The 17,045-nt window shown below is 33.7% G+C and carries 16 protein-coding genes and 1 tRNA gene; 12 read left to right on the top strand and 5 right to left on the bottom strand.

All coding sequences use genetic code 11. The features are described 5' to 3' along the window. The 3 genes from ACODS7_RS14615 to ACODS7_RS14625 form a co-directional block, all read left to right on the top strand. A partial coding sequence (locus tag ACODS7_RS14615) for a tail fiber domain-containing protein (RefSeq protein WP_488826956.1) occupies window positions 1-740 on the top strand: 740 nt, incomplete at its 5' end. Between the two features lie 39 nt (window positions 741-779). Next, a complete protein-coding gene (locus ACODS7_RS14620; protein ID WP_069355143.1) occupies window positions 780-1,205 on the top strand; it encodes a phage holin family protein in 426 nt (141 codons plus the stop codon). Next, complete coding sequence (locus ACODS7_RS14625; RefSeq protein WP_243168844.1) at window positions 1,205-2,140, top strand: N-acetylmuramoyl-L-alanine amidase; 936 nt, start codon at window positions 1,205-1,207, stop codon at window positions 2,138-2,140. Before ACODS7_RS14620 ends, ACODS7_RS14625 begins: the two co-directional genes overlap by 1 nt. Before the next feature lie 137 nt (window positions 2,141-2,277). Here the strand turns inward: ACODS7_RS14625 and ACODS7_RS14630 are convergent, their stop codons facing one another. The 4 genes from ACODS7_RS14630 to ACODS7_RS14645 all read right to left on the bottom strand — a co-directional run bounded on the left by ACODS7_RS14630 (window position 2,278) and on the right by ACODS7_RS14645 (window position 7,651). Then, window positions 2,278-3,000: a geobacillin-26 family protein gene (locus tag ACODS7_RS14630; RefSeq protein WP_086387065.1), complete on the bottom strand. Its 723-nt coding sequence runs from the start codon at window positions 2,998-3,000 to the stop codon at window positions 2,278-2,280. A 1,530-nt stretch (window positions 3,001-4,530) separates the two neighbouring features. Beyond that, window positions 4,531-4,604: transfer RNA gene (locus ACODS7_RS14635), tRNA-Ile, on the bottom strand. A 445-nt stretch (window positions 4,605-5,049) separates the two neighbouring features. Beyond that, complete coding sequence (locus tag ACODS7_RS14640; protein ID WP_069355148.1) at window positions 5,050-6,738, bottom strand: S8 family peptidase; 1,689 nt, start codon at window positions 6,736-6,738, stop codon at window positions 5,050-5,052. A gap of 82 nt (window positions 6,739-6,820) precedes the next feature. Next, on the bottom strand, window positions 6,821-7,651 hold the full coding sequence (locus ACODS7_RS14645; RefSeq protein ID WP_373371792.1) for a helix-turn-helix domain-containing protein: 831 nt from the start codon (window positions 7,649-7,651) through the stop codon (window positions 6,821-6,823). A gap of 663 nt (window positions 7,652-8,314) precedes the next feature. Here ACODS7_RS14645 and ACODS7_RS14650 point away from each other — a divergent pair. Further along, complete coding sequence (locus tag ACODS7_RS14650) at window positions 8,315-8,647, top strand: DUF1904 family protein (RefSeq protein WP_029442057.1); 333 nt, start codon at window positions 8,315-8,317, stop codon at window positions 8,645-8,647. 460 nt (window positions 8,648-9,107) lie between these two features. On the opposite strand, the gene ACODS7_RS14655 is transcribed toward ACODS7_RS14650, so the two are convergent. Further along, entirely contained in the window at window positions 9,108-9,734 is a 627-nt protein-coding gene (locus ACODS7_RS14655) for a LysE family translocator (RefSeq protein ID WP_000433006.1), read from the bottom strand. A 491-nt stretch (window positions 9,735-10,225) separates the two neighbouring features. Here ACODS7_RS14655 and ACODS7_RS14660 point away from each other — a divergent pair, with 491 nt between their 5' ends. The 8 genes from ACODS7_RS14660 to ACODS7_RS14695 all read left to right on the top strand — a co-directional run bounded on the left by ACODS7_RS14660 (window position 10,226) and on the right by ACODS7_RS14695 (window position 17,037). Continuing rightward, complete coding sequence (locus ACODS7_RS14660) at window positions 10,226-11,170, top strand: ring-cleaving dioxygenase (RefSeq protein ID WP_243168845.1); 945 nt, start codon at window positions 10,226-10,228, stop codon at window positions 11,168-11,170. Window positions 11,171-11,213: 43 nt separating this feature from the next. Beyond that, window positions 11,214-12,191 carry a ring-cleaving dioxygenase gene (locus tag ACODS7_RS14665; protein ID WP_243168846.1) on the top strand — a complete coding sequence of 326 codons (978 nt, stop codon included), beginning with the start codon at window positions 11,214-11,216 and terminating at the stop codon, window positions 12,189-12,191. A gap of 223 nt (window positions 12,192-12,414) precedes the next feature. After that, a complete protein-coding gene (locus tag ACODS7_RS14670) occupies window positions 12,415-13,527 on the top strand; it encodes a response regulator aspartate phosphatase (protein ID WP_043935332.1) in 1,113 nt (370 codons plus the stop codon). Beyond that, window positions 13,524-13,655 (top strand): hypothetical protein, encoded by a 132-nt coding sequence (locus tag ACODS7_RS14675; RefSeq protein WP_016082610.1) that lies wholly within the window; start codon window positions 13,524-13,526, stop codon window positions 13,653-13,655. The genes ACODS7_RS14670 and ACODS7_RS14675 overlap by 4 nt, the downstream gene beginning before the upstream one ends. A gap of 231 nt (window positions 13,656-13,886) precedes the next feature. Then, a complete protein-coding gene (locus ACODS7_RS14680) occupies window positions 13,887-14,759 on the top strand; it encodes an alpha/beta fold hydrolase (protein WP_016082609.1) in 873 nt (290 codons plus the stop codon). A gap of 78 nt (window positions 14,760-14,837) precedes the next feature. Next, window positions 14,838-15,038 carry a sporulation YhaL family protein gene (locus ACODS7_RS14685; RefSeq protein WP_000449223.1) on the top strand — a complete coding sequence of 67 codons (201 nt, stop codon included), beginning with the start codon at window positions 14,838-14,840 and terminating at the stop codon, window positions 15,036-15,038. A gap of 215 nt (window positions 15,039-15,253) precedes the next feature. After that, a complete protein-coding gene (locus ACODS7_RS14690; RefSeq protein WP_000554479.1) occupies window positions 15,254-16,105 on the top strand; it encodes a DUF2935 domain-containing protein in 852 nt (283 codons plus the stop codon). A 284-nt stretch (window positions 16,106-16,389) separates the two neighbouring features. Further along, complete coding sequence (locus ACODS7_RS14695; protein WP_243168847.1) at window positions 16,390-17,037, top strand: DUF7018 domain-containing (lipo)protein; 648 nt, start codon at window positions 16,390-16,392, stop codon at window positions 17,035-17,037. The last annotated feature ends 8 nt before the right edge of the window (window positions 17,038-17,045 follow it).

The raw sequence follows: 17,045 nt of genomic DNA on the forward strand, positions 1-17,045 counted from the left end.
GTACTAATATTAACATGGAAGCAACAAAAAGTTTTAATGTTATGGCTCATTCTCAAATTTGGCTAGCTTCTAATGAGGAACATTTTTACGATAATAATGCAGGTAAGTTTTATTTTAGAAATAGAAATAAACCATCTGATCAGAATAGTGTCTTAATTGATGATGATAATGCTAATGCTGATATAAGACTAGCATATATACGAGTGAGAGCATCTCATGTTTCGGGATATCAAAATTCTCTTCAAGTTAAGAATTATAACGGTACTGAATTTAGGGATTTGGAATGCCGAAGTCTAACTGTTAATGGGAACTTTTACAATAAATCAACTAAGAATATTAAAGCTAATATTAGGGATTTGCCGTTTGATCCTGTAGAAAAAATTATGGCTTTGCAACCAAGGAGTTACAACTTAAAAACGGAAGTAGAAAAGTTGTATAAGATGAGAGAAGGAAAAGAAGAAGGAGAAGAGCCGTTCACAACAAAAGATATTGTAGCGAATTATGGTTTTATAGCAGAAGAGACCGATGAAATATTCAAATCAGAAGATGGTAAGGCTGTTAATATATATGGAACTTTGGCAATTCATATCGCAGCCACTCAAAAGATGCATATTGAATTGAAAGAAGTAAAGGAAGAAAATAAACAATTAAAAGAGCAAGTTTCAATGCTTATAAATGAAGTATCCACATTAAAAGATTTAGTTCGAAAATTAATAGACGAGAAACCAGAGCAGCCATAAGTTGGTCTATTTTTATTATCTAAAAAAGGAGAGGAAAAGATGGGTCGTATTGATGTATTATTAAAAACTTTTATTGCCACTTTTGGTGGCTTCTGTGGGTATTTTTTGGGAGGATGGGATGCAACATTGAAAATCTTATTGACGATGGCAGTTATTGATTATTTAACTGGCATGATTGCAGCAGGATATAACGGAGAATTAAAAAGTAAAGTTGGTTTCAAAGGCATCGCCAAAAAGGTGGTGCTTTTTCTTTTGGTCGGAGCGGCCGCTCAACTAGATTCAGCACTGGGAAGTAACAGTGCAATTCGTGAAGCGACTATTTTCTTCTTCATGGGTAATGAGTTACTTTCACTTTTAGAAAACGCTGGTCGTATGGGAATCCCCTTACCTTCAGCATTAACAAATGCAGTTGAAGTTTTGGGGGGAAAACAAAAACAAGAAGAGAAAAAGGGAGATGTCCAATAATGGAAATTAGAAAAAAATTAGTTGACTCAAGTAAATATGGTACAAAGTGTCCGTATACAATGAATCCAGAATTCATTACAGTCCACAATACGTACAACGACGCTACAGCAGAAAATGAAGTCTCTTATATGATTCGCAATGATAATCAAGTATCGTTTCATATCGCGGTAGATGATAAGGAGGCTGTACAAGGAATTCCTTTAGAGCGTAACGCCTGGCATACTGGCGACGGTAACGGGAATGGTAATCGTAAATCTATTGGGGTTGAAATTTGCTACTCTTTAAGCGGTGGAGATAGATATTATAAAGCGGAACACAATGCAGCTATCGTTGTAGCTCAACTAATGAAACAGTACAATGTTCCAATTAATAAAGTCCGTACACATCAATCGTGGAGTGGGAAGTACTGTCCTCATCGTATGTTGGCAGAAGGACGTTGGAATAACTTTATTGAAAGAGTCCAAAATGCATACAATGGAGAAGGCAAAGAAAATCCTACGCTTATTTCAACGTCATCAACTAACGGGACAGGTATTGCGTATATTGAGGGCAATGGCATTAACCTTCGTAAAGGCCCAGGCACTGGATACGGGATTATTCGTCAATTAGGTAAAGGTGAGTCCTACGAAGTATGGGGACAATCAAATGGATGGTTAAATCTTGGTGGGGATCAGTGGATTTATAATGATGCATCTTACATTCGTTATACTGGAGAGAGCACATCAATAAGTTCGCAATCAGTCAATAATGGTGTAGGAATAGTTACTGTTACAGCAGATGTATTACGTGTTCGTAAAGGTCCAGGAACTAATTATGGCATTGTAAAAAATGTGTACCAAGGAGAACAGTATCAGTCGTGGGGATATCAAGATGGATGGTATAACGTTGGTACCAATCAGTGGGTTTCAGGTGGATATGTGAAATTGGAAAGGTAAAACATATTATGTAACAGCAAATGTGAAGCCCATGTATATGCTAATTAAATGGAAAGAAGGTCTACTCATGGATAGGGAGGACCTTCTTTTCGAACTATGTTTACTTTTTTTCCTTGTAATTAAACAAATAAGCTGCTTTATATTCTATTAAAGTGGTATCTACAATTATCAGCTTCTTGAAATACTTTATATAAATCTGGAACTGCCCATGCTGCAAGTCCTATAGTAGCTGCTGCTCCAGAAACTACTGTCCAAGGAGTTGGAGTCGATAATAAAGCTATACAAGCTATAGCTACATCTCCTGAAACTTTAGAAAGAAAAGCAATTTCATGAGTCATCAAATTATTTACTGAATTTCTAAAACCATTTAAATCAGCTTTATTATCACTATTTTCAACAGGATTTTTAGCATTTTCTCCAGGAACTCGAAGTAACCATACGTTTTTATTGTAATAAGTATATTCAAACTTACCATCTAAAGAAGAAGCGTGATCTAAAACTTCAATGTCCCAACTTTCACGTTTTTTTCTAATATTTAAAAGGGAATTAGCATGTTGTAAATTAACAGTTTTAGTAGATATAGTATTATCAGCTAAATTTTTAGTTACGATATTTAATGTTTTATTTTTTTTATCATATGTAGAAGTAGAAACTATACGATTATCACTTGCTTCTACTATTTTTTCATTCGTGTCATCCTTTAAAACTTTTAAGTTAGGTTGCTGAGTTTGAATGAGTTGGGTAGGCTTGTTAGAAGATATAGAATGCTTTTCTTCTGCCAATGATAATGTTGGAAGTGAAGTTGTTAATAAGCCTAAAGCCATAGCTGAACTAGCTATTTTTCGGTTTGTTGTATTCATTTAAAATTCCCCTCTTATTTAATTGTTATTTTTTTGCGTTTCCATATATAGGTAACTGACAATTGAGATTTTATCATAGAAATTTTAGAAGAAAACCTCATAAAAAGTCATTTAGTAAAAGACTTTTTATGGTATATTTTATTTGCAAGAATGTGATAGACTGTATATTTGAATGCATGTTGGGATATCAATCAACCTATATCAGTGATTCTTAAAGCTCAGCTATTTTTATAGTAATTAATTTTTCAGGGGTGAGTATATGAATAAAATATTTGGTATAATGGCATTAATTTGTTTGCTTATAGCAATATGTTCTTTTCAATTATATGTATCAGGAGTTGACCTCAAATTTAATTCACATATTTTATTAGGAATTATGGGTGTAACATTATGTTGTACTGCGATATTCGCAATATTTAACAGAGAAAAATTCTTAAAAAAAACACTCATTACAAGTTCAATATTCCTTATAATTCTTATTTGTTATCATGTTGGATTATATGCAAAATAAGAAGTAACAAGTGAAGTTTATGTGTATGTGAAGTAAACTAAAAAGAACATTCCCCTGGCGAGTGTGAGGAATGCTCTTTTTTACATTACAAAGAAATATATATCTAAATTGATTTGCCATGGTATTATATGTAACACGTGGAAGTAATATGAACATGAAAAATAAAAAAACAGCGGATTCTTGACAGGAGTACACTGTTGTGTGATAGAACCATCTATGTGAAGCGATGCTGAATCACTCTTAGTATATGTGACCAAATCTTTGGTGTGATAATTTATTAAAAATAAAAATTAGCGTAAATTTATGCTTATATTTCGGTTTAAATAACCATAAAGGAAAAACATTCAAATGAAGCGTTTGTGTACGTGGGACAGTAGGAAAAGAAAAAGCAAGGATAGTATACACCTTGCTTTTTTCTAAAAGAATGTCTTCTTGAGGGAACCCTCCTTTAATCATCCACAGAAGGATATCAGGCAACCACATGATGAGCACACTAAAGATAATTCCTAGACCTAGCCCGAATAGTAAGGAAGAGCGTATAAAGTAGCTAACGACAATCAAAGTGATTCCTAGTATGAATAGTAATGTGATCAAGCATAATTTATATAACAACCTAGTCCCTCCGATATAGATGCTTATACATTGGAGTATATCGATTTTCAGAAAAGAAGTATATAGTATTTCCGTTCAAATAGCGAAGCGGTAGGAAAAATAACAAAAATTAGTGAGGAAAATAAGCATTAAAAAAGATGAATGTCTGAATAGCATGGAGGTATAGAGGAATATACAGAAAAGAGCATCTCGGATTGAGTGGAGGATGCTCTTCGGGATGAAGAAATGTTGATGTTTCCTCATGTAGTATGAGTCTATGTAGTGAAACGGTGTAATATGCCAGAAAGCAATCTAAGGTGGGTGAACTGGGATGTTTTTTTGTGCCTCAATTCTGGAGGCTTTTTGGCAAGTAGGGATAGAAAAAGCACCTAGTACAGATTTGAATGTGATAGGTGCTTTTTATTAGATGGACCTTGTAGGACTTGAACCTACGACCGGACGGTTATGAGCCGCCTACTCTAACCAACTGAGCTAAAGGTCCAATTTGGAACAACACCCTTTCGAGTGTGTGTTCCTTAGCTAGAGCTGGTAGGAAGTTTTGTTGTCATCTAATACATATTGCGTACACATATAGGATAAACAACATCTTCTAAGCAATTATACCATGCGTATTAAAATGCAAAATGGGCATTTTGTATTTTTTTAAAGGTAAAAATAATTTTTTGTAAAAACCTCTTCTGGTAGGGTATACATTTCCAACATGGTATTTTTTAAGATATTTTAGATAATGTCTTTAATATAGGATTAATCATTTTGTTCAATAAATGGAAGTCTCTAACATATAGATTCAACAACCTTTATACAATCGCCCTGTAAATTAAGTAAATATACCAATTTAAGGAGGAAATTGTAAGCGTTTCTCTGATTACATCCAGAAGTCAGTTTCATCTATATTTTTTGATGTTTTTGTCATAATTTAGAAAAGTTTATTTGATTAGAGTTTCATATTGTCCAGGTCGAGAATCATAATTATAAATAATGAGATAATACGTTCCTTTTTCAGCGGTGTAGGTACTTGCAAGGATATTGTTATTACTAGTAGATGGATAGGATACATATACGGAGGGAGAAGAAGCATGAACAAGAATCCAACTTAATCCAATGTTGTTTTTGTTTTGTACAGAAATTGAAAGATCCATTTTTGAAGGAACATCTATTTTAAATATGTCCTGTGCATCATTTTGATTTAAAGAACCATTAAGAGGCCTATTGAAAGGTAGAGAGTTTGCACTGGCAATATCATTATTAGGCTCGGATTCATAAGAGATAGGTTGGTATGTTTGAAGAGCTTTTCCAGCATTAATTAAACCGCCTGTTAAGACTTTATTCGTTAATGTTGAAAGAGGCGAGGTATTATTCATTATTTTGTTTTTAATTTCGGTAGGGCTATAGGAAGGGTAGGCAGATTGAATCAATGCTGCTACACCAGACACATGAGGAGTTGCCATGGAAGTTCCAGAATAAAATCCATAGGAGTTATTTGGAAGTGTGCTTAAGATATCAGTGCCTGGTGCTGCCACATCTACGGAAGTTTTTCCGTAATTTGAAAAAGAAGATAAAGAGCCTTTGTTGGTAATGGAAGCGACAGAGAGAATGTTGGAAAGGCTGTATGCGGCAGGGTACATAGGTGTTTGATCTGCGTTGGTTCCATTATTTCCTGAAGCTGCAATGAAGAGTGAGTTGGATTGTTGAATGGCATCGTAGAGGGTTTGACTAAATCCGCCACCTCCCCAGGAGTTATTGGTGATTTTAACACCCTTATTTTTAGCATATTCAATGGCTTTAATAGCATTTGAAATAGTCCCACCATTGGTACCTAAAAATTTCAGTGACATTACTTTGACTTGTGGTGCGACACCCGCAACACCAATGGTATTATTTTTTACAGCTGCGATTGTCCCAGCGACATGTGTACCATGGGAATCTCCTGTTCCGTCATATACACTATTATTGTTATTTACAAAATCCCAGCCGTAGATATCATCAATATAACCATTATTGTCATTATCAATGCCATCACCAGGTATCTCATCTGGATTTTTCCAAATGTTATTTTTTAAATCAGGGTGATTAATATCAATCCCTGTGTCGATAATACCGATAGTTATATTTGAGGATCCTTCTGTTTTAGTCCAAGCCTCTTCTACATTAATGTCGATATTAGGTGACCCCACACTACCTTGGATATTTTGACCAATATTTTTTAATCCCCACAAAGAGTTATAATAACCATCATTAGAACTGGCTGCAGGAGATACGATATAATTAGGTTCAGCATATTCAATATTAGGTGATTTATTTAGTGTTTGTATAAGTTCTTTCATGTTAATGTCTGTATGAAATTTGATTAATTGTATTTGAGTTAGCGGAAAAGTATTTTGCACCTCAAATGAAAAATGATTTTGTAGTTGTTTTAAGTTTTCGAGGTTATTAAAATCTTTGAACTTTACAAGAACTTCGTTTTGTTTAAAATTAGTATTTCGCTCAAGTGAATGCATGATGGAATCTTTGACAGATGACTTAGTAGCAGCTTGAACATGTAGAGAAGAGCCAAATGAAAAAATTGATAACCCCAGTGATAGTGTTATGGCAATAAGTTTTTTAATTGTAATCACTTCCTTTTTTGTAGATAGTGCAATGTATGCTTGTTCGCATTAGAAGGTTACAATATCTGGTTATACGGAGTTAGATTTAATGTTAAATTGTCATGAAAGTATGATCAAAATAAAACTTATCCATTAAGTTATTTACAATTCCATTGAAATAAGCGAATTTACCCTTCTTCATTTTTACTCCAGATTTAATTTTCATAACAAACTCTTTAATAGCTTTTAAGCCAATAGTAAGTTCCTGGTCTTTAGTAAATGCTTTATCACCTGTAGAGAAGTTTGTAACTTTATTACACTGTCTTACGACCTTCCACAGTTCTTGAATTGTTTTAGATTCACTGTAAAAAGAGTTGACTAAAGAAATAAAACGTTCTGGCACCCAATGTGCTACGAAATTAGCGTCTTTAATGTTTTCTTCTGAAATATTGCTATTCTCATTACTATTACGTTTGTTTATATTTTTTATATTTTGTTTTAAGGAAACAGGTTTTGTTTTAATGGCAGGACACTTTGTAGGACGTTCACCTTGTGTCTTGTTGGCCACTTCTTCCACAATAGGTTGAATAATAATAGCGTTAGAAGTTTGAAGCATATCTTTTTTACGTTTCATTGCCACCTGTTTAATCATCTCTAGATCCACAAGTTTCTTCATTAAACGTTGTACAGTTTTATATGAAACTTCCATTTTTTCAGCTATTCTGTTTTTGCACAGGAAACTAACACCTACATATTTGCAGCTATAGCGCTTTAAAATTTCAAGTAATGTAATGAGTTTAGATTTTACATCTGTACGCTTAATAGACATACGGATAGTGTCTCTGTATGCACGTACAGTTTTGTTTAGTTCTTCTAATTCTATAAATGGTGATAAGTTACGAAATGACTCTTCACTTGCTATAACATCAATACGGTTTTTCATTATAACGGCTCCTTTGATGAACAAAAAAGCAACGTCACCAATTTGGCAAACGTTGCTTAAGAAACCCTACATGATGTACAATATGTCATGAGAGTATAGCAAGTGTTTACCTGGCCTAATCAGGTGGACGGTATATACAGTGTTGGTAGCACTGTATATACACGCTGTGCTCTTTTGTCGTATTTATTATTTTTGCCCACATTTCGCCCACAAATTTTTCTTTTTCTAACGGTTTTTATCAATAAAGAAAAAATGTGAACGAAACGTAAAGCTTGCTGTTTAAACGTTTTAATCTTTTTATCGTTTATTATCTGGAACTAGATTAAAATCGTTCGTTCTATAAACCGACGTTCCATAATTAATAGTGTGAATAAAGTGGCCTCATTAAGTTTTAAAAGCTTAGTGAGGCTGTTTTCTTTATTAAAAATTAAATGAAATAGTTAAGAAGTACGCATGGGGTTAACGAAGAACGATTAAAATATATCTCACCACTAGAATGGGAGCATATCAACTTTAATATGGCAGATACTTAGAATCGCTTCAGCCTGTATAATAGGCCTAAAAATAAGAGTTGAAACTTGTTTAGCATCTATTTTTGTTAAAAGGTGGGAGAATTGTGCTATGATGTGGGCAAATATAAAACTATCTAAAGGAGGGATTTACATGCCGCATATTGTGTTTCGTGGAATTACTACTGAACAATTAAAACACATAAGCAAGCCATTAGTAGAAGAGCTCGCAGAGATTTGTGAGTGTGGTACGGATAATTTTACGTTGGAACTACCAAGTTCTACGTTTGTATTCAATGGAGAAGAAATAGAAGCGTTTCCTCTTATTGAAGTGAAATGGTTCGAGCGTGGACAGGAAATTCGTGATCGATTTGCCAAGGCCATTACTACATATGTAATGGATTTTGGACTTCCAGAAGTAGAGGTCGTATTTACGGTTTTCACAGAATCAGCGTATTATATTAACGGGAAGCATTGTGCAAGTTAGAGCTATTATAAATGTTTTTGTAACATTTATCCCGCATTAACGGGCAGTAAGACCCCGACCTCAAAATTCAGCGGAAGTAAAGAAGTTAGGTGGGGGATCAACTGTCCGTAAAAGCCCGATTGGTTCAACTAATAATCAGTGGGGGATGAACAAAACCCCCACTGATTAAAGTTTCACTTTATAAGGGATAGAACCACATCGCTATCAAGCTAACTAGACAAAATACCCTCTAAAAAGAGCAAGGCGTTATTCTTTCTGAGAAATCATAGGAAAGGATAACGCCTTTATATCAATTTTAATATAATCGATTCACTTCTTTATAAAAAGTTTGGTTATTTTATTGAAGCTTATTCCACAAACACACCCGTTTGTTCACTTTTTTACTGTTTGAAAGCCATACTTTTTATATTGATTCATTTATTGGAAAAACCGAAAGTTTTAAACTCTCTCTATTACATATTTATTTTTGGAAAAATAGCCTAACTCCAAATACTAATAATACTGTGCCAGTAATACCCTCTATTGTACGGTTCACCTTTTCTTTTCTTAAAAAAGTTCTTAATTGACGTATTAGAGAGATATAAAGTAAATACCATATTGCTGTCAAAGTCGTAAATGTGAATCCCAACAAAAGAAATTGGAAGAAATGACTTTGATTACTCACAATAAATTGGGGTAGAAAACTAAGGAAAAATACAGCCGTTTTTGGGTTTAAGATTGCCGTGGTAAATCCTTGTCTAAAACTTTTAACCGTTCCAATATCCTTAGAGTTTATTTCCACTGAACCTGACATATCTTCTTTTTTAGAAAAGGCACTTTTAATTGACTTTACAGCTAAATAAATTAAATAAAATGCCCCAGCATATTTTATTAATGTAAATAGCATAGCAAATTTCATTAAGATAGCAGAGAGTCCTAGTGTAGCCATTATTGTATGAATCATCATTCCAGATACCGTTCCTAAGACGGTCTTTATACCACCATTTCTACCATGAGAGATAGTGTTTTTTGTAACTAAAGCAAAACCGGGACCAGGCATCATTATAATAAGGAGTGCTGTAAGGATAAATAGCATATAATTTTCCATTTTATGGTATTTCCTTTCTGATTTTTAGTTTCGCTTATAGTATAGCTTTTTTCCTTAAAACATTAAATATAAAAAGTGTGATCAGGATAGTATCATAAACTTTCAAGGAGTTGTAATTGAATTATAGAGGGCTTCACTTGAATAATGTTCTTCTGTAAATGAGCGTTTTAATAGAATGTCAATTACGTAAATAATCAGATTTTACACCCTAAATGTTATTTAACAAAAAAATCTTGAATTCGAGATTTTTTACTTGCTTTTCAATCACTTGAGGTGTAAAGTGATAGTAACGAAAGCGATTGAGTCATATGAAAAACATACACTCAGTTGTTTTCGATTAAAAAACAAAGTAACTTATACAGTAAAAACTAAGATGAATTTACAAAAACATAATTAAGAATAAATTGAAAAGCTAAAAACCATATTAGTTGTGGGAAATATTATTTTTTTAGTTATCACTTGACTAGTAAAACGAAACGGAGGAATAACCAATGTATAAAATTAAAGGGCATCATCACATTTCAAAGGTTACGAAAAATGCAAATGAAAATAATCACTTTTATAAAAACGTGCTTGGCTTACGTCGTGTGAAAATGACAGTAAACCAAGATGATCCGTCAATGTACCACTTATTTTATGGAGATAAAACAGGAAGTCCAGGTACGGAATTATCATTTTTTGAAATTCCATTAGTAGGAAGAACATATCGCGGTACGAATGCGATTACTCGAATTGGATTACTTGTTCCTTCAGAGGAAAGTTTGCATTACTGGAAAGCGCGATTTGAGAAATTTGATGTGAAACATAGTGAAATAACAACATATGCAAATCGTCCTGCTTTGCAATTTGAGGATACTGAAGGTCTTCGCTTAGTACTACTCGTTTCAAACGGAGAAAAAGTGGAGCACTGGGAAACTTGGGAGAAATCAGAAGTTCCTGCAAAGCATCAAATTCAAGGAATGGGTTCTGTGGAAATGACAGTTCGTAGACTTGATAAAATGGCGAGTACACTTACAGAAATGTTTGGTTATACAGAGGTTAGCCGTAGCGAAGAGGAAGCAATTTTTCAATCCATTAAAGGAGAGGCTTTTGGAGAAATCGTTGTGAAATATTTAGATGGACCTACTGAAAAGCCGGGCCGAGGGAGCATTCACCATTTAGCAATTCGCGTGAAAAACGATGCAGAGCTTGCCTATTGGGAAGAACAGGTGAAACAAAGAGGCTTCCAGTCTTCAGGAATCATCGACCGTTTCTACTTTAAAAGCTTATATTTCCGTGAATCAAACGGAATCCTTTTTGAAATTGCGACAGATGGACCAGGATTTACAGTTGATGGAGATGTGGAACATTTAGGAGAAAAACTTGATTTACCACCGTTCTTAGAAGATCAGCGTGCAGAGATTGAAGCGAATTTAGCACCTATTGAAGAGAAGTAATAGGAGAGAAAATATAAATTAAAAAACATTGGAGGAATATAAAATGAACCAATTAAAAGGAATTCACCACGTTACAGCGATTACAAGTAGTGCAGAAAAGAACTATGAGTTTTTCACTCACGTTTTAGGAATGCGTTTAGTTAAGAAAACAGTAAACCAAGATGACATTCAAACGTATCATTTATTCTTTGCAGATGATAAAGGTAGTGCAGGAACAGATATGACATTCTTTGACTTCCCAGGTATTCCAAAAGGAGTACACGGTACGAATGAAATTTCAAAAACTTCATTCCGTGTTCCGACTGATGCAGCATTAGAGTATTGGGTGAAACGTTTTGACCGTCTTGAAGTAGAACATACAGGAATTAAAGAGCAATTTGGTAAGAAAACTCTTTCTTTCGTAGACTTTGATGACCAACAATATCAATTAATCTCAGATGAACTTGATAAAGGAATCGAATCAGGTACACCGTGGCAAAACGGGCCAGTACCATTAGAATATGCAATCACTGGTTTAGGACCTGTATTTATCCGTATTGCAAACTTTAGTTTCTTCAAAGAAGTGTTAGAAAAAGTTTTATTATTTAAAGAGGTTGCGCAAGAAGGAGAATTCTATTTATTTGAAGTGAACAAAGGCGGAAACGGTGCCTCTGTCATCGTAGAACATAATACGGTTCTTCCTGAAGCACAACAAGGTTTTGGTACAGTGCACCATGCGGCATTCCGCGTAGAAGATCGCGCTGTATTAGAAGAATGGATTGAGAGAATCAGTAGCGTTGGACTTCCTTCATCTGGTTATGTAGACCGTCATTTCTTTGAATCATTATATGCAAGAGTTGCACCACAAATTTTATTTGAATTTGCAACAGATGGCCCAGGATTTATGGGAGATGAGTCATACGAAACGCTTGGCGAAAAATTATCTTTACCTCCATTCCTAGAGCCAAAACGTGAAGAAATTGAAAAATTAGTTCGTCCAATTGATACAGTGAGAAGTACGAAGGAATTTATTAAAGAGTAAAAATAGAGATAGTAAGTAGGAGAGCAAGTAGTTTTAGCGAAGTGCTGGAACTGCTTGCTTTTTTATGTGGATAATCATTAAAATGTTTAATCTTTATGAATTAATAAAAGAATTGTCAGTCAATTGTGGAGAAATATTTATTTTTAGGATGATTGGAATTAGTATTTGAATTTTCTGTTATTATTTATGGAAGAGTACATAACAGATGATTAGGAGGGGTTTCATGATTACATCTACTACAAACGAAATATTGACGCAGCTATTGAATGAATGGTATCTAGAAATTAGATCAAGACGTATAAGTAATGCAGAACGTCTAAAACAAGAAATTGATTTTAAACTTACTAAACTAAAAAAAGAGACTGAAGAAGGTTTGCAGGACCAAAATCTATTACTTTATTATTATTTGCTAGAATTTCGATATAACTATTTAATAGATAATCTAGGCTTATCTCAAGAGAGTTTTAACAAGATAGATTCTTTTAATCAACCAACAGATCATTTTTTAACTTATTATTATCACTTTTTTAAAGCAATACATTCTAGTGAGTTAGGAAATTTTCATCTCGCTAAGGAACATTACGAAAAAGCTGAAAGCTTTCTAAAGTATGTTCCTGATCAATTAGAAAAAGCTGAATTTTATTATAAGTTAGCTACATTTCATTATGATATACAACAAGCTTTGGTATCTATTAAACATGCAACGAAAGCAAAGGATATGTATTCAAATCATGATGGATATGAATTAAATGTAGCTTTTTGTGATAATGTTTTAGGCTTAGCCTGTATGAACTTAAAGGAATGGGAATTAGCTGAAGAGCATTTCACAGCTGCTATGGATCAATTTCAAAAGATTGGTGAAGAAAAATTTATTATTATGGTTCGTCATAATTTAGGATGGATGTATTCTACGCAAAATTTATCTGCATTGGCAATTCGTTATCTTACTGAAGTAGTAGAAAAATCTCCCCAACATTATAAATCTCTTTATGTAAAAGCAAAAGAGCATTACAAGTTAAAAGAGCATGAGATTGCAAATAAGCTTATAGAAAAAGGATTGAAGATCTGTAGAGATTCGAAAATTGAAGGATATCAACACCATTATGAAATTTTAAATGCATTAAATCAAGGTGTAAAAGCAGAAGAATTAGAAGTCATTATTCTTAGAGGAATTACGTATTTTGAAAGAGAAGAGTTATATGATTATACTCAGGAGTATAAGGAAAAATTAGCAATAAAATTTTATGAAGAAAACCTTTGGGAAGAGGCAAGTAAGTATTTTTATCTTAGTAAAAAAGCAAGAGAAAAACTTTTTGATAAGGGGGCTTTAAAATGAAAAAAATGGTGATTAAATTATTAGGGATTGTAACAGTATTTACACTGACTTTAGGAGTATATAGTTCAACAAATCATCAAGAAAGTCCAACAATAATGAAAGCTGAACATGGGGATTATGGTGGCTAAAATAGAAAAAGGGATCTCACAATGAGGTCTCTTTTTTCTTTTTAGTTGTAAAAGAATTGACTTACTTTAAATATGTAACTATAATAGTTACAGAATAACCATTAGTAATAGAAATGAGTTATATTTTTTTAGTATAATTGTAACTGTTCCAGTTACAATTAAAAAGAGAACATAAAATAACCAAAAAATGTAAAAACTTTAAATAGCAACAAGAGAAAGGAGACGGGAACTTTGAAACGGTTTAAGTTTTATATGATTAGCGGTATTGTGCTCGTTTTGTTAATTGTTTGTAATTTCGTCGATAAGCCGATTGCGAAGGTTGGAGAAGTGAAAGATACTGTTATGATGAAGCTGAATACGAAAGAGAGTATGGCGCAAATTGATGGGCAGACGATTTATTTTAAACAAATTGGTGAGGGGAAACCTCCGTTACTTATGCTGCATGGGTTTGGTGGTTCTTCTGATGGGTTTAGTGATATTTATCCGGAACTAGCGCGAGACCATACGATTATTGCGGTTGATATTTTAGGGTTTGGGCGTTCTTCTAAGCCAGTTGATTTTCAGTATTCGTTTCCTGCGCAAGTGAATTTATATTATAAGTTAATGAAGAAGCTCGGATACGATCAGTTTGCAGTGCTCGGCCATTCAATGGGCGGAGAGATGTCCCTTAATTTAGCGTATTTATATCCGGATGCAGTGACGCATCTCGTTTTGGCGGATGCTACAGGGATAGAGTCTTTCCAGCAAAAAGAAAGTTATGAAGTACCAGCGCTATCGACGGACTTACAAACTGTAACTGAAATTGCGAAGTATAATAAAAATGAAGTGAAAAATAGTCGTGATGATAAAGAGCATTATGATCAGCTTACGAAAATGAGAGAGCGCCGCATTGCGATGGAAGCAGATAAAATTAAGGTACCGATTTTAATTATATGGGGACGACATGATAAGAGTGTTTCTTGGAAAAATGGTGAACTGTATCATGGGCTATTTGCGAATAGTACGTTTCATATTATTGAAAAAGGATACCACGCACCGTTTCGTCAGGAACCAATTGAGTTTATGGAATATGTACAAGCATTTTTCGCGAAGCATCCACAATAAAAATTTTAAGCATAAATCCACTTCTTTCCTCATAAAGTGAAACTAATAAGGCTTGTCTAAGGAAAGGAATGAAGTGATTTGGAAACTTTACCATGGTGGGTGTATCTTGTGATTGTCGGGATTGTACTAAGTGGCTACATGGTTTTATATACTTCGAAAAAAGAGCAAGATATGGATAATGAGTTTATCGAAAAAGAAGGCGAAGTGTATATGAAGCGCTTAGAAGAAGAGCGCGAGAAACGTAATCAGGATAGTGATAAAGATTCGGTATTGCTTTAATAAAAATTTTGAAAGACTACCACCTAGTAGAATTTTACAACTAGGTGGTAGCTTTTTTTCTTCTGGGGGAGCAGTATATGTTCATCAAGCTAAGGTTATATTAGTTTAATTTTACATGTATAAGAGAGTCATCATAAACTTTTATTGCTGGTATTTATATATATTTTTACTCATAAGAATGGAACTAGCGGGGATTTTACTGGGGGGGATTAACAATGCATAGGGATGAAACTTCATTACATCCTGATACAGGTGTTACATCTGTAATGTTTGTTGAGCGTTCATTAAATGAAATTCGTTTTTGGTCTAGAATCATGAAAGAGCATTCTTTTTTTCTTCGCTTGGGATTTAGATGCGAGGATACTCAACTAATCGAAGAGGCGAATCAATTTTATCGATTGTTTGAACATATTGAACAAATAGCGCATTCCTATACAAATGAAACAGATCCTGAGCAAATAAAAAGATTTAATGCAGAAGTACAACAAGCCGCAACTAATATTTGGGGATTTAAACGAAAAATTTTAGGATTAATTCTCACATGTAAATTGCCAGGACAAAATAACTTTCCACTTTTAGTTGACCATACAAGTAGGGAAGCTGATTATTTTAGAAAACGTTTAATACAATTAAATGAAGGTAAATTAGATGCTCTTCCTGATGCTATTATTAAAGAAAATGTTTTCTTTTTACGGATTATGGCAGACCATGCTAAATTTATTGGCCATCTTCTTGATCCATCGGAAAGAAAGCTTGTAGATACAGCACGGAATTTTAGCAATGATTTTGATGAATTGATGTATCAAGCAATTGACTTAGAATCTATGAAACCACAATCCCAAACAGCGCCTCTTTTAGATCAATTTTTAGATCAAAATCGCGTGTCGGTTGCATCTCTTCGGGATTTTAAGAAAACAGCACGTGATTTAATTGAGCAATGCAAAATAAAGAGCATCATTCATCCATTATTGGCAGACCATGTCTTCCGTGAAGCTGATAGATTTCTTGAAATCATTGATATGTATGATGTTCATCTTACAAATATTCAATCACAACCTAGATATTAGAAGATAAGGAAAGATAGTATTTTTTCCTTAAGCTGAGAAGTTAACAATTTATTGTTAGCTTCTTTTCTTTGCTATTAAAATTTCCTTTTAAGGACTACATAAATCCCTTTGACCAAATATGTAATTCTTTGTAAAATGATATATATATATATATATGGAAAGATTATGAATATACAGGTAATATATGGTCGATAGATTTTAATGAATTATTCGGAGGAAATTTATTAGTTAAGTATATTAACTTGTTTGCACTACATTTTACAAATAAAGGGGTATTAGTAATCATGAAAGCAAAGAAATTAGTAAGTTTAGCGTTACCAGTTATGTTATTGAGTGGTTGTATTACAATTGAAACTGATGGTAAGAAAGCTGAAACAAAGAAAGAAGAGACGCAAAAGGTAGAGAAAGAGAATAAGACTTCTGAAAAAGAGAGTAAGTCAACTGATAGCAAGAAAGAGGATAGCTTATCTGTAGCGAAAGGTGAAGGTACAAACAGTAGTTCATCAAGTAGTCAACAAAGTTCCTCTTCTAATCCTTCAACTGGTAAGGTAACTGGTTCTGATGTTGAAAGGTATAAGGCAGATATCATAAACAGTGCTACTCAAATTGAAGATACAATGAAATTAATTGAAGGAATAGCAGATTCAGACGTAAAATCATACAAACAAAAGAAAAGTGAAGTACAACTAAGTTTAGGTGGAGCAAAGGCAACAACGAAGAAACTGAAGAATTTACAAGCGCCCCCTGAGTTACAGGGAGAACAGGCGAAGATAAAGCAATCGATGGAACTGTATGCGGATTGTTTTCAACTTCTCTTTGATGCATTAGACCAAGAAGACGAGAGTAAAATGCATCAATCATTAAGTAAAGCACAAGAAGGTTCAAAACTGTTTGAAGAAGCAGCGAAGAGTATCGGTAGCAAAACAAACTAAGAGTAAAT

The organism is Bacillus sp. FG16 (assembly GCF_057809515.1).